Below are 12,540 nucleotides of genomic sequence, written 5' to 3' on the forward strand. Positions count from 1 at the left end.
GCTCGTCGGGCTCATAACCCGAAGGTCGTAGGTTCAAGTCCTGCTCCCGCAACCAAAAAGCTATGGATTAATCCATAGCTTTTTTTAGTATGATTACATATTATTTATTTCTTTATAATAGTGACAAGCAACAAAATGATTGTCCTTAACCTCTTTAAACTCTGGTGACACCTTAAAACATTCCTCCTTAGCATAAGGACAACGCTGTGCAAATCTACAGCCAGGTTTAGGATTTATAGGTGATGATATCTCTCCCTTTAGTATTACTCTCTCTCTTCTATGCTTTATACTTGGAACTGGTATAGCTGATAGTAATGCCTTTGTATAAGGATGTAATGGTTCTTTAAATAGCTCCCTTGACCCTGCCTTCTCAACTAAATTCCCAAGATACATAACACAAATATCATTTGATATATGCTTAACTACAGATAAATCATGAGTAATAAACATATAAGTAAGTCCTAAATCCTTTTGTAGATCTTGCATTAAATTTAATACTTGAGCTTGAATAGAAACATCTAAAGCAGATACTGGTTCATCGCATACTATAAACTTAGGATTTAAAGATAAAGCTCTCGCAATTCCTATTCTTTGCCTTCTACCTCCATCTAGCTCATGAGGGTAGGTGTTAACTAACCTTTCACTAAGCCCCACAGTATCCATAAGAGATTTAACTCTCTTATTAAGTTCTTCCTTAGATTTAGTCATCTTGTGTATTATTAATGGCTCTGCGATGGTTTCACTTATTGTCATTCTTGGATTTAATGATGCAAATGGATCCTGAAAAATAATCTGCATTTCACGTCTTAGCTCTCTAAGTCTTCCTTTATTACAACTTAATACATCTTCTCCATTAAAAACAACCTCTCCACCAGTTGCTTCTAAAAGCCTAAGTATGACTCTTCCTGTAGTAGATTTGCCGCACCCAGACTCTCCAACAATCCCAAGGGTTTCTCCATTATTTATATTAAAACTTACATCATCTACTGCATGAAGAAGTCCCTTTGGAGTCTTAAAATACTTTTTTAAGTTTTTAACTTCTATTAAAACTTTACTCATGGTTCTCCTCCTTAGGTAAAAAGAATTTCATAGTGTCTTCTTCATACTTAAGACATCTGACAGTATGTCCCCCTTCTATTACTGTGGATTTAGGAACATTATCTTTACATACATCCTTGGCATAAGGACATCTAGGGTGGAAAGTACATCCACTTGGAAGATTTGTAGGATCTGGCATAAGCCCCTTTATTGGAGATAATCTATCAACCTGTTCATCCATGTTTGGAATTGATCCAAAGAGGCCTTCCGTATAAGGATGTTTTGTATTTTCAAATATATTATAAAGACTACCTGATTCTACAATCTTACCCCCATACATTATGGCAACCTTATCACAAACCTCTGCCACTACTCCAAGATCATGGGTTATAAGAAGCATTGATGTCCCAAAATTCTTTTTTAATTTATTCATCATTTCGAGAACTTGTGCCTGAATGGTAACATCAAGCGCAGTGGTTGGTTCATCTGCTATTAAAAGCTTTGGATTACAAGCAAGAGCTATGGCTATAACCACCCTTTGTTTCATTCCACCTGAAAACTGATGTGGATAGTCATTAATTCTAGTTCTCTGTATACCAACGAGCTCTAGCATATCTCCTGCCTTTTTTATAGACTCTTCTTTTCCAATGTTTTGGTGAATTTCAATAACCTCAGATATCTGATCTCCTACTGTTTCTACCGGATTTAAGGAAGTCATAGGATCCTGAAATATCATAGATATATCGTTCCCTCTTATGGTTCTCATTTCTTCTTCTGAAAGCTCTAAAAGATTTCTTCCGCTAAACTCTATAGTTCCATTTACTATTTTTCCCGGTGGCGTTTGTACTAATCTCATAATTCCAAGGGCAGTTGTAGTTTTTCCCGCCCCTGTTTCTCCTACAAGCCCTAGGGTTTCTCCCACCTTTAATTCTAAGTTAACTCCATTAACTGCATTAACGGTACCATCTACAGTCTGAAAAACAATTTGAAGATCCTCTACTTTTATTAAATCATTCTTATTACTCATACTTTACCCCTCCCTAGTTCTTAAGTCTTGGGTCCAAGGCATCTCTAAGTCCATCCCCTAATAAATTTAGGGATAGAATTGTAATCATTATAGCTATTCCTGGGAAGGTTGTTACATGCCATGCATCTCTTAAGTACTGTCTTCCTCCTGCTAACATAGCCCCCCACTCTGGATCTGGCGGTTGTATTCCAAGACCTATAAAACTAAGTCCTGCCGTTGACAATATAGCCCCAGCAACTCCTAGGGTTGCTTGTACTATAACCGGTGCTAAAGAGTTTGGAATTATATGTCTCATAACTAGTCTCACATCGTTAGCCCCTATAGCCTTAGCAGCTTCTATAAATTCTTGTTCCCTAATAGAAAGTACTGATGCCCTAACTATTCTTGCATAGGAAGGTACAGATGATATACCTATAGATAACATAAGATTAAATAGGTTTGTACCTAAAGCTGATACTATAGATATAGCAAGAAGTATACTTGGTACAGCAAGAAAAACATCCATAATTCTCATGATTATATTATCTAATATACCACCATAATATCCTGCTATAGCCCCTAGCGCTCCCCCTATAACTATGGCTATACCAACTGCCAAAATACCAACTCTAAGGGATACTCTAGCTCCATGAATAAGTCTTCCAAATATATCACGTCCGAACTCGTCTGTACCTAATATATATTTTGAACTTGGACCTTGAAGTCTTTCTTCGAGATTTTGTTTTACTACCACATTATCATAATCTGCTATATATCCTGCCATAACTGCCAGTATAATTAATAAACAGATTACTATAAGACCAATCATAGCCGGCCTATTTCTCTTTAGTCTTCTCCACACTTCACCCCATTGACTTCTTTTTTTGTTACTACTCATAGCCCTTCCCCTCCTATTTATGGTATTGAGATTTTATTCTAGGATCTACATAAGCATAGAGTATATCAACTAGTAAGTTACATACACTAAAGGTTGTAGCTAAAAATACAACTGATGCAAGAACCATAGGGGTATCCTTTTGTCTTATTGCATCAACAAGAAGAGTTCCTACTCCGGGCCAAGAGAAAACTGTTTCTGTAAGAACTGCTCCTCCAAGTAATCCTCCAAATTGCAATCCAACTATTGTTATAATTGGAATCAAAGCATTTTTAAGACCATGTTTTAATATAACCTTATTTTCCTTTACACCTTTTGCTCTAGCTGTTCTTATAAAATCTTGTCTTATAACCTCAAGCATTGAAGATCTTGTCATACGTGTTATTATAGCTGAAGAACTATATCCTAAAGTTATAGCTGGTAAAATTAAACTCTTAAGTCCCATAAACCCCCCTGAGGGTAAAACTCCTAAGTTAACAGAAAAAACTAATATAAGCATAAGTCCAAACCAGAAGTTAGGCATAGAAACTCCTATAAGTGCAAGTACCATACAAATGCTATCAACAAGACTATATTGCTTTGTTGCAGATATTATCCCCACAGGTATACCTATGAGGATAGACACTACAACGCCTATTAATGCAAGAACTAAGGTGTTAGGAAATCTTTGGAATATCTCATTAAATACCATTCTCTTAGATGTATAAGACCTTCCAAAATCCCCTTTTACTGCATTTTTCAAAAACCTTCCATACTGTACTATAAAAGGATCATCTAGTCCCATTTCTTCTCTAAGAACCTTAACATCCTGAGGAGTTGCTTTTTCCCCTAATATAAGCTGTGCAGGATCTCCTGGTGTTAAAGCCATTATAGAAAACACTAAAAAAGTGACCCCTATTAAAACAGGAATAAGAAAGGCTATTCTTTTTAGGACGTATTTATACATAGTCTATCCTCCTTTTTCCTTATTACTTACTACTTGTTACATTTTTTAAGCTATGATGTCCAGCTGGACTTAGCTTAAATCCCTCTACCTTCTTTTGCATTCCAACATTTTGCTTCTTATAATAAAGCATTATGTCTGGAACCTCTTCAGTTATTTTAGTAACTGCTTTATCATATAATTCTTTTCTTTCTTCTGGATTTGTACTAGTCTTAGCTTTATCTAATAAATCATCTACTTCTTTGTTAGTATAGAAAGATCTATTTCCTGCACTACCATGCTGCTTGCTATGATAAAGTGGATATAAACCATAGTCTGCATCACCAGTTACTGTTGTCCATCCTAATATGAACATATCATGTTCTCCCTTAGACGTTCTTTCTAGATAGGTTCCCCACTCCAAAGAAACTATTTCAACTTCTATTCCTATATCTTTTAAATTCGCTTGAACTATTTGGGCTATTTGAGTTCTTAATGGATTATCATTAGTCCATATAGTTGTTTTAAACCCATTTTCAAGGCCAGCTTCTTTCATAAGCTCTTTAGCCTTTTCTAAATTATATGGATATCCCTTTGCTTTATCTGTATATCCGAAAACCTTGTCTCCTATTGGAGCCTTAGCCATGGTTCCAGTTCCATATAAAGCTGCTTTTATGATAGATTCCTTGTTTACTGCATAATTTATAGCCTGTCTTACCTTTACATTACTAAAAGGTTCCTTTTTAGTATTCATTCCTATATATGCATAGCTTAAATCTTCTTCTTCAATTAGCTTTAAGTTTGCATGATCTTTAACCCTTGCTGTATCTGTAGGTTCTATATCATAAGCTAAATCTATTTCTCCAGTCTCAAGACCTATAGTTCTATTAGTACCTTCCTTTATATTAGTAAATACTATTTTGTCTGTCTTTGCCTTTTCTCCAAAGTAATCATCATGCTTTTCTAGGTGTATCTTACTTCCAACTTCCCAATTAGAGAATTTATAAGGACCTGTTCCTATAGGATGCTGACCATAGTCATCGCCTTTTTCCTTTACTACTTTTTCACTTAATATAGATGATGCTGGGTGAGCTAAATGAGTTAGAAGTGGTGCAAAAGGTGCTGATGTTTTAATAACTACTGTATTATCATCCTTAGCAGTTACGGTCTCTACACTTTCAATTATATGAGAAACAGTTTTTTCACTTTTCATCCTGTTTAATGAGAATACTACATCACTAGCTTTTAATGTATCTCCATTGTGAAATTTAATTCCTGTGTTAAGGGTAAACTCCCAGGTTAAATCATCAATCTGCTTCCACTCCTTAGCGATACCTGGTACTACTTTCATTTCTTCATCCTGCTCTACTAGCCTATCATATAACTGTTTAGTTACCCTTGATGAAGGCTGGTCATTGGTTGCGTGGGGATCTAATGACTTTGCATCTGCACCTTGTGCTACAACTATTTGATCTTTAATCGAATCTCCAGAATTACCATCTCCACTGCTGTCTCCTCCACATGCTGTAAGTCCCACAGTAATAGAGGTTACTATTGCTATAGTACTTAGTATTTTTAGAAATTTTCTTACCTTCATATAAATCCTCCTTAATATAAATTGTTTATAATTGGGTTTATGAAATAATATTCTAAAATTCTAATTATTATACCTAAAACTTTTAGCCACTTATTCTACTGATGCTTTAGTTTCCAAAAGGAAAGAGAAATTAGTAACATATTTTTATTACAATTAATAAGAATAAAAAAATAAGGCACCCAAAATTGGGTACCTTATTTTTATCATTACATATTATTTATTTCTTTGTAATAGTGACAAGCAACAAAGTGATCCTTAGTAACTTCTTTAAGCTCTGGTGACACCTTAAAGCAATTATCCTTAGCATATGGACAACGCTTTGCAAATCTACATCCTGGTTCTGGATTTATAGGAGAAGTTATCTCTCCCTTAAGGATTACTCTTTCCTTCTTATGTCTTATACTTGGAACTGGTATTGCTGACAATAACGCCTGAGTATAAGGATGAATAGGATTTTTAAATAATTCCTTAGAAGATGCCTTTTCAACTAATGTTCCAAGATACATAACCGCTATATGATTAGATATATGCTTAACAACTGATAAATCGTGAGTTATAAACATATAAGTAAGTCCAAGATCTTTTTGAAGATCTTGCATTAGGTTAAGTACCTGTGCTTGTATAGAAACATCTAGTGCAGATACAGGCTCATCACATACTATAAACTTAGGATTTAAGGATAATGCTCTTGCAATTCCTATTCTTTGTCTTCTTCCTCCATCAAGTTCATGTGGATAAGTATTAACAAGTCTTTCACTAAGTCCAACTGTATCCATAAGATTTTTAACTATTTTATTTTGATCTTCTTTGGAATTAGCCATCTTATGTATTATAAGAGGCTCTCCTATTATCTCACTTACTGTCATTCTTGGATTTAAAGATGCAAATGGGTCTTGGAATATTATTTGCATTTCACGTCTTAAATCTCTTAATCTATTCTTATCATACTTTAATATGTTTTCCCCTTGGAATAAAACTTCTCCATCTGTTGCTTCTAAAAGCCTTAAAAGTGCTCTACCTGTAGTAGACTTTCCACAACCAGACTCTCCAACTACTCCTAAGGTTTCCCCTTTATTTATATCAAAGCTTACATCATCTACTGCATGAAGAAGTCCCTTTGGAGTATTAAAGTATTTTTTCAGGTTTTTAACTTCTATCAGTTTTTCACTCATAATATTTTCCTCCTTAGGTGAAATTAAAATAATTTTTTAGTTTCTTCTTCATACTTTAGACACTTTACAGTATGTCCATCATTAATAGTAGTTATAACTGGCGCCTTTTTGCTACAAACATCCTTTGCATAAGGACATCTTGGATGGAATATACATCCACTTGGAAGATTTGTAGGATCTGGCATAAGTCCCTTTATTGGTGACAATCTCTCTACATCCTCATCAAGATTTGGAATAGATCCAAATAATCCTTCTGTATATGGATGCTTAGTATTTTCAAATAAATCTTCAAGACTACCGGACTCTACTATTTCTCCACCGTACATTATAGCTACCTTATCACAAACTTGAGCAACAACTCCAAGGTCATGAGTTATAAGCATCATAGAAGTTCCAAGATCATTCTTAAGCTTGTTCATCATTTCAAGAACTTGTGCCTGAATTGTAACATCAAGAGCTGTAGTTGGTTCATCTGCTATTAAAAATTGTGGATTACATGCAAGAGCTATAGCTATAACAACTCTTTGCTTCATACCACCTGAGAATTGGTGAGGATAATCATTTACTCTAGCTCTTGGCATACCAACAAGCTCAAGCATATCCCCAGCCTTTTTCATAGCCTCTTCTCTAGTTACATCTTGGTGAATTTCTATAACCTCTGCTATCTGATCCCCTACTGTTTCCACTGGATTTAAGGAGGTCATTGGGTCTTGGAATATCATAGATATTTTATTACCTCTTATCCCTCTCATTTCTTCTTCAGAAAGCTCTAATATATTCTTTCCTTCAAATTCAATTGTTCCTTTAGTTATCTTTCCTGGAGGAGTTTGTACTAGTCTCATTATTCCAAGGGCAGTTGTTGTCTTACCTGCTCCTGTTTCTCCAACAAGTCCTAAAGTCTCACCCTTTTTCAGTTCTAAATTAACCCCATTAACTGCTTTCACAACACCGTCTACAGTTTCAAAATTTATATGAAGATTATCGATCTTTATTAAAGTATCTTTGGTACTCATAGCGTATCCCCCCTTAGTTCTTAAGTCTTGGGTCTAATGCATCTCTTAATCCATCACCTAAAAGGTTAAGAGAAAGAATTGTAAGCATTATAGCTATTCCTGGAAAAGCAGTTACGTGCCATGCATATCTTAGATACTGTCTTCCTCCAGCTAGCATTGCTCCCCATTCCGGAGCTGGTGGCTGTATTCCAAGCCCTATAAAGCTAAGTCCTGCTGTTGATAATATTGCACCTGCAACTCCTAGAGTAGCTTGTACTATAACTGGCGCTAAAGCATTAGGAATTATATGCTTCATTATAATTCTAGTATCATTAGCTCCTATAGCCTTTGCAGCCTCAACAAATTCTTGATCTCTAATAGATAACACTGATGCTCTAACAATTCTTGCGTAAGAAGGCACCGAAGATATTCCTATAGATATCATTAAATTTATCAGGTCAGGTCCTAATGCTGATACTATTGATATTGAAAGTAATATACTTGGTACTGCAAGGAAAACGTCCATAATTCTCATTATTACGTTATCTAAAACCCCACCATAATATCCTGCAATAGCTCCTAATGTTCCCCCAATTGCTATAGCTATACCAACAGCTATAATACCAACTCTTAAGGATACTCTTGCTCCATGAATTAATCTTGCAAATATATCACGACCAAATTCATCCGTTCCTAATATATGTTCTGCACTTGGTCCTTGAAGTCTTTCAGGTAAATTTTGCTTTATAACTACTGTATCATAATCAGCGATAAAGTCTGCAAATACCGCTAATAAAATTAATATTGTAAGTATTGCAAGCCCTATCATCGCAGGCTTATTTCTCTTAAGTCTTCTCCAAACTTCTGCCCACTGGCTTCTTTTTTTATTACTCGCCATGTACATATCCTCCTTTGCTATAATTACTTACTGTACTGAGATTTTATTCTCGGATCTACATATGCATAAAGTATATCAACTAGCAAGTTACATATACTAAATGTTGTTGCAAGGAATACAACAGATGCAAGAACCATCGGTGTATCCTTTTGTCTTATAGCATCAACAAGTAATGTACCTACCCCTGGCCAAGAGAAAACTGTTTCTGTAAGAACCGCTCCCCCAAGTAGTCCTCCAAATTGAAGTCCAACTACTGTTATAATTGGAATTAAGGCATTTTTAAGTCCATGCTTTAATATAACCTTCCTTTCCTTAACCCCTTTTGCTCTAGCTGTTCTTATAAAGTCTTGTCTTATAACCTCAAGCATTGAAGATCTCGTCATACGAGTTATTATAGCTGAGGAGCTGTAACCTAAGGTTATAGCTGGAAGTATTAAGCTTTTAAGTCCAACAAATCCCCCTGATGGTAAAAGTCCAAGATTAACTGAAAACACTAATATAAGCATAAGTCCAAACCAGAAGTTTGGCATAGATACCCCTATAAGGGCAACTACCATACTAAAACTATCTATAAAGCTGTATTGTTTTGTTGCAGATATTATACCTACTGGAATTCCTATAAGTATAGAAACTACAACTCCAACTAATGCAAGTACCATAGTATTAGGGAATCTTTGAAATATTTCATTAAACACTTCCCTATTTGAAGAATATGATCTTCCGAAGTCTCCTTGCACTGCATTCTTTAAAAATGTTCCATATTGTACTATAAACGGATCATTTAGTCCCATTTCTTCTCTAAGCTCTGCCACCGCCTCTGGTGTAGCTTGTTCTCCAAGTATTAACTGAGCTGGATCTCCTGGTGTAAAAGAAAGTATCGTAAACACTAGGAAGGTAACTCCTATTAATACAGGAATAAGAAATGCTATTCTTTTTAATATATACTTATGCATCTTATATCCCCCTTCTCATCCGTTCCCTATTTTTTTTCTACTTGACTTAAATTATGATGTCCTGCTGGATGAAGTTTAAATCCTTCTACTTCTTTTCTCGCTCCTACGTTTTGCTTTCCATAATAAAGAACTAATTCAGGAACGTCATCCATTATTGCAATTATAGCCTTTTCATATAAGTCTTTTCTTTCTACAGGATCTATTGATTTCTTTGCATCTTCTAGAAGTTTATCAACTTCCTTATTACTATAGAAGTCTCTATTTCCTGCTCCACCATGCTGTGAACTGTGATATAGTGGATATAATGCATAATCTGCATCTCCTGTAACTGTTGTCCATCCACCAATACTCATGTCATGCTCTCCTCTAGCGGTTCTTTCAAGGAAAGTTCCCCATTCAAGAGATATTATTTCAGCATCTATTCCAACGTCTTTTAAGTTAGCTTGAATTATCTGAGCTATTTGAACTCTTACTGGGTTATCATTAGTCCAAATACTTGTTTTAAACCCATTTTCAAGTCCTGCTTCCTTTAAAAGTTCTTTAGCTTTCTCTAAATCATAGTCATAATTTACTGCTTTATCTGTATAACCAAAAACATTTTTTCCTATAGGAGCATTTGCTTTAACTCCAGAGCCGTATAGTATGGCATCTATTAAAGCATCTTTATCAACTGCATAGTTAATAGCTTTTCTTACTCTCGGATCATTAAATGGTTCTTTTTTATTATTCATTGTTATATGAGTGTAGCTTAAAGATTCCTCTTCAATAAGCTGAAGTTGTTTATGCTCTCTAACACTCTTTGTATCTACAGGTTCTATATCATAAGCTATGTCTATCTCACCTGTTTCAAGTCCTATAGTTCTATTAGTTCCTTCTTTTACATTTCTAAATACAATTTTAGGCATCTTTCCTTTTTCACCAAAATAGTCTTCATTTTTTTCTAGATTAATTTGGCTTCCAGCATCCCAACTTGCAAACTTATATGCTCCTGTTCCTACTGGATGTTGTCCATAATTCTCTCCTGCTTCTTCAACTGCTTTCTCATTTAATATAGAAGCAGCCGTGTGTGAAAGGTGAGCAAGAAGTGGTGCGAATGGTTCTTTTGTCTTAATAATTACTGTACTATCATCAGTAGCAGTTATAGTGTCTACACTGGAAATAATAGATGATACTGACTTAGCATTTTTCATTCTGTTTAAAGAGAAAACTACATCACTAGCTTTTAGTGTTTCTCCATTGTGGAATTTAACTCCTTCTCTAAGTTTAAATTCCCATGTTAGGTTATCTAGCTGTTTCCATTCTTTTGCAAGGCCTGGTACTATCTCCATCTCTTCTGTCTGCTCAACTAATCTGTCATAAATTTGTTTTGAAACTCTTGAAGATGGCTGGTCGTTAGTTCCATGCGGATCTAAAGTTTTAGCATCAGCACCATGAGCTACAACTAAGGTGTCATCACCTGCGATGGAGCCTGTACCACATGCAGTTAGTGAAAATGTCATAGAAGCTCCTATCACTATCGCTGCAATTATCTTTAGTAGCCTTTTTCCCTTCATATTAATCCCCCTTTGTACATAAAAAAAAATATTTTTCTTAATGTTAATTAATGGCTAATAATTTATTATCCTTCATATATATAAGTACTGTTGTTTTGAAAGCCATCAATTTTCATTATTCATTAGTTTGTATTTTTGTTAATATTATTGATTATTTTTAAATTTTCTAAAAATAATCAATAATCTATGATGTTTCTATTCTACATAAATTTTTAATAATTTTCAACTAATTTTTATATATTTTAACGTTTACATTTAATATTCTTCATAATTTATTAAACTTATATATATTATTTGTCTTATAATACATATTATTTCAATAATAATTTTCGACAAACATCATTCTTTTTTCAGAATATTAAGGTTAAATTTCAAATGCTTCATTCTCTTTAAATTTTGCAAGAAAATGAAGCATAAAACTTTATTTTTTCTGAATCTGAGATATAAACACAAACTCTACTCCTCTTTTTTGAAAGTTTTCAATCTTATTTTTTATTCCGTTGACAGTAATCTTTCCTCCTTGCGCTCCAACATGACCTATAATAACAGCATATCCTTTTTCTCTTGCTATTTTATAAGCATTTTCCATCTGTTTTTCTACATTCTCTAAGCTATGAACATGATCTAAAAACACATCTCTTTCATAATAAGGAATCCCCATTTCCTTGCAAAGTTCAGGAACTTTAGATTTACCAGTGGTTTTAGAATCTAGAAAGAACATATCTTTTTCCTTTAAAATTTTAAATATCTCCCTTAGAACCCTTTCATCTTTAGTTATTTTAGATCCCATGTGATTATTCATACCCTTAGCCACATTTACCTCATCCACAGCTTCTCTAACTCTCTTTTCAACCTCTTCACTTGAAAGAGATGAGAGTATCGGCCTTTTCCCTAACCAATGAGCTTTCCCTTGTTCTGGTTCCATAGGCATATGTATAATTACTTCTTTCCCCTTTTCCTTAGCCATCCTTGCCTCCTCACTACCGTAAGGTGCAAAGGGCATAACTGCAGCAGTAATGGGTATATTTAGATTTAACATCTCTTCTGTTCCTTCTCCTCCATTGCCAAAGTCATCAATAACTATAGCTATTTTAACCTTTTCTTCCTTTCCATCTTCATACTTTGCACCAGCATATAAGATATTACCAAAGGTTATTGTTGCAACAGATAATATAATTACTATGTACTTCATGAATTTTCTCTTCATAATTTTTACTATCCTCCTAGTTAAAGTTATTTCTTTAATTTCAGCTCATAATTTTTAAGAATCTTTAACGATTTATATGATAAACCTAGATAAATTAATAATTATAGTAATACTCCAGACTTTATTATTCCCACTTTCTTTAAAATTTACTTACATTCTTAAATCTCAAGAAATCACTAACAGAGCTTTAAGAAGAAATGATAGAAGTCCATCATTTTTTATCTTCATAAATAACTATGTAAATAAATTCCTCTTAAAAGCGAAACCATTAATTCTTTCATTTTATTTTATGTTATTATTTATCCCC

Annotated in this window: 11 protein-coding genes; all 11 read right to left on the reverse strand. The window is 34.3% G+C overall.

From position 1 onward, the window contains the following. Positions 1-93 precede the first annotated feature (93 nt). Entirely contained in the window at positions 94-1,059 is a 966-nt protein-coding gene (locus tag AB2369_RS06395) for an ABC transporter ATP-binding protein (RefSeq protein ID WP_367665647.1), read from the reverse strand. Further along, positions 1,052-2,065 (reverse strand): ABC transporter ATP-binding protein, encoded by a 1,014-nt coding sequence (locus tag AB2369_RS06400; protein ID WP_367665648.1) that lies wholly within the window; start codon positions 2,063-2,065, stop codon positions 1,052-1,054. Before AB2369_RS06400 ends, AB2369_RS06395 begins: the two co-directional genes overlap by 8 nt. Positions 2,066-2,078: 13 nt before the next feature. Then, positions 2,079-2,942, reverse strand: a complete 864-nt coding sequence (locus AB2369_RS06405) for an ABC transporter permease (RefSeq protein WP_367665649.1) — start codon at positions 2,940-2,942, stop codon at positions 2,079-2,081. A gap of 13 nt (positions 2,943-2,955) precedes the next feature. Next, positions 2,956-3,885 (reverse strand): nickel ABC transporter permease, encoded by a 930-nt coding sequence (gene nikB / locus AB2369_RS06410; protein ID WP_367665650.1) that lies wholly within the window; start codon positions 3,883-3,885, stop codon positions 2,956-2,958. A gap of 22 nt (positions 3,886-3,907) precedes the next feature. Further along, entirely contained in the window at positions 3,908-5,458 is a 1,551-nt protein-coding gene (locus AB2369_RS06415; protein WP_367665651.1) for a glutathione ABC transporter substrate-binding protein, read from the reverse strand. Positions 5,459-5,664: 206 nt separating this feature from the next. Continuing rightward, positions 5,665-6,630, reverse strand: a complete 966-nt coding sequence (locus AB2369_RS06420; protein WP_367665652.1) for an ABC transporter ATP-binding protein — start codon at positions 6,628-6,630, stop codon at positions 5,665-5,667. 23 nt (positions 6,631-6,653) lie between these two features. After that, positions 6,654-7,643, reverse strand: a complete 990-nt coding sequence (locus AB2369_RS06425; RefSeq protein ID WP_367665653.1) for an ABC transporter ATP-binding protein — start codon at positions 7,641-7,643, stop codon at positions 6,654-6,656. A gap of 13 nt (positions 7,644-7,656) precedes the next feature. After that, the gene (locus AB2369_RS06430) at positions 7,657-8,520 is read right to left on the reverse strand and encodes an ABC transporter permease (RefSeq protein WP_367665654.1); all 864 of its coding nucleotides are present in this window, start codon (positions 8,518-8,520) and stop codon (positions 7,657-7,659) included. 23 nt (positions 8,521-8,543) lie between these two features. After that, on the reverse strand, positions 8,544-9,473 hold the full coding sequence (gene nikB / locus AB2369_RS06435) for a nickel ABC transporter permease (protein WP_367665655.1): 930 nt from the start codon (positions 9,471-9,473) through the stop codon (positions 8,544-8,546). A 26-nt stretch (positions 9,474-9,499) separates the two neighbouring features. Further along, positions 9,500-11,026 (reverse strand): glutathione ABC transporter substrate-binding protein, encoded by a 1,527-nt coding sequence (locus AB2369_RS06440; protein ID WP_367665656.1) that lies wholly within the window; start codon positions 11,024-11,026, stop codon positions 9,500-9,502. A 421-nt stretch (positions 11,027-11,447) separates the two neighbouring features. Then, positions 11,448-12,233: a divergent polysaccharide deacetylase family protein gene (locus tag AB2369_RS06445; RefSeq protein WP_367665657.1), complete on the reverse strand. Its 786-nt coding sequence runs from the start codon at positions 12,231-12,233 to the stop codon at positions 11,448-11,450. Positions 12,234-12,540 lie beyond the last annotated feature (307 nt).

The sequence above is a fragment of the Clostridium sp. genome (assembly GCF_040797585.1).
Lineage (GTDB): Bacteria > Bacillota > Clostridia > Clostridiales > Clostridiaceae > Clostridium_Z.

Bases quoted from the DNA above. Each gene is read 5' to 3' on its own strand.
- nikB (WP_367665650.1), bottom strand. From the start codon at position 3,885: ATGTATAAATACGTCCTAAAAAGAATAGCCTTTCTTATTCCTGTTTTA.
- AB2369_RS06400 (WP_367665648.1), bottom strand. From the start codon at position 2,065: ATGAGTAATAAGAATGATTTAATAAAAGTAGAGGATCTTCAAATTGTT.
- AB2369_RS06425 (WP_367665653.1), bottom strand. From the start codon at position 7,643: ATGAGTACCAAAGATACTTTAATAAAGATCGATAATCTTCATATAAAT.
- AB2369_RS06440 (WP_367665656.1), bottom strand. From the start codon at position 11,026: ATGAAGGGAAAAAGGCTACTAAAGATAATTGCAGCGATAGTGATAGGA.
- AB2369_RS06415 (WP_367665651.1), bottom strand. From the start codon at position 5,458: ATGAAGGTAAGAAAATTTCTAAAAATACTAAGTACTATAGCAATAGTA.
- AB2369_RS06445 (WP_367665657.1), bottom strand. From the start codon at position 12,233: ATGAAGAGAAAATTCATGAAGTACATAGTAATTATATTATCTGTTGCA.
- AB2369_RS06405 (WP_367665649.1), bottom strand. From the start codon at position 2,942: ATGAGTAGTAACAAAAAAAGAAGTCAATGGGGTGAAGTGTGGAGAAGA.
- nikB (WP_367665655.1), bottom strand. From the start codon at position 9,473: ATGCATAAGTATATATTAAAAAGAATAGCATTTCTTATTCCTGTATTA.
- AB2369_RS06430 (WP_367665654.1), bottom strand. From the start codon at position 8,520: ATGGCGAGTAATAAAAAAAGAAGCCAGTGGGCAGAAGTTTGGAGAAGA.
- AB2369_RS06420 (WP_367665652.1), bottom strand. From the start codon at position 6,630: ATGAGTGAAAAACTGATAGAAGTTAAAAACCTGAAAAAATACTTTAAT.
- AB2369_RS06395 (WP_367665647.1), bottom strand. From the start codon at position 1,059: ATGAGTAAAGTTTTAATAGAAGTTAAAAACTTAAAAAAGTATTTTAAG.